Annotated in this window: 2 protein-coding genes; both read left to right on the forward strand. The window is 72.4% G+C overall.

Going from position 1 to position 1,300, the window contains the following annotated elements:
• Positions 1-365 (forward strand): His/Gly/Thr/Pro-type tRNA ligase C-terminal domain-containing protein (locus A9W96_RS03540; RefSeq protein ID WP_255362934.1); only part of this gene is annotated, 365 nt, incomplete at its 5' end.
• A gap of 30 nt (positions 366-395) precedes the next feature.
• A partial coding sequence (locus A9W96_RS03545) for a 13E12 repeat family protein (protein ID WP_156765098.1) occupies positions 396-1,300 on the forward strand: 905 nt, incomplete at its 3' end.

A 1,300-nucleotide genomic window follows, 5' to 3' on the forward strand; every position in this document is an offset into this window, starting at 1 on the left:
TCGGGTTTGGGCTCGGGGTGGACCGTACGCTGCTGGCGCTGCGCGCCGAGGGCAAGAGTGCGGGGGAGGCCGCGCGCTGCGAGGTGTTCGGCGTGCCGCTGAGCGAGCACGCCAAGTTGCGCCTGGCGGTGCTGGCCGCGCAGTTGCGCGGCGGCGGTGTGCGCGTCGACATGGCCTACGGCGACCGCGGACTAAAGGGCGCGATGCGCGCGGCCGACCGCTCGGGCGCCCGGATCGCGTTGGTCCTCGGCGACCGCGATCTCGAGTCCGGCACGGTCGGGGTGAAGGATCTCGGGACCGGGGAGCAGGTCCCCGTCACGCTGGATTCCGTTGTCGACGAGGTGCTCGGGCGGCTCAGCCGCTAACTTGTCGCCCGCGCGGCTATGATCGAACACATGTTCGAAAAGGTGCGGGCGCGGTTCGATGAGCTCATCGAGCGCCAATACCCGTCGGCGACGCCGGTGTCGGTGGGGCTGCTGGAGCGGATCGGGGCGGCCGCGCGGGCGGAGAATCGGGCGGCGGCCGCGCAGTTGGTGGCGATTGGTGAGTTGTTCGCCTATCGGTTGTCGCGGTGTTCGGAGACCGAGGAGTGGGCGGTGGACACCGAGGCGGCGGTGGGTGCGGAGGTGGCCGCCGAGCTGCGGATCAGCCAGGGCCTGGCCGCGAGCCGGGTGCGGTACGCGCGGGCGATGCGGGAACGGTTGCCGAAGGTGGGTGCGGTGTTCAAGTCCGGGGATATCGACTTTCGGATGTTCGCCACCTTGGTGTTTCGTACAGACCTGATCACCGACCCTGAGGTGTTGGGCGCCGTGGACGCGGAGTTGGCCGCCACCGTGGCCAGGTGGCCGTCGATGAGCCAGGGCCGGTTGGCGGCGCAGGTGGACAAGGTGGTGGCTCGCGCTGATGCGGATGCGGTGCGGCGGCGCAAGGAGCGCGCGGCCGGGCGTGAGGTGTGGGTCGCCGACATGGGGGAGGGGTTGGCGCACATTGAGGGCACGCTGCTGGCCCCGGACGCCCATGCGCTGGACCGGCGCCTGACTGCGTTGGCGGCCACGGTGTGTGAGCACGACCCGCGCACCCGCGCGCAGCGCCGCGCCGATGCGCTGGGCGCGCTGGCGGGCGGGGCGGATCGGCTGGGCTGTCGCTGCGGGCGCGCCGACTGTGCGGCCGGCAAGCGACCCGCGGGCTCGGTGGTGATTCATGTGGTCGCCGAGCGGGCCGCGCTGGATGGTTGCGGATCGGCGCCGGCCTGCGAGCTGGGCGCCGAGGGCCTGATCTCACCGGAGCTGCTCGCCGAGCT

The sequence above is a fragment of the Mycobacterium sp. 1245852.3 genome (genome assembly GCF_001669335.1).
Taxonomy (GTDB): domain Bacteria; phylum Actinomycetota; class Actinomycetes; order Mycobacteriales; family Mycobacteriaceae; genus Mycobacterium; species Mycobacterium europaeum_A.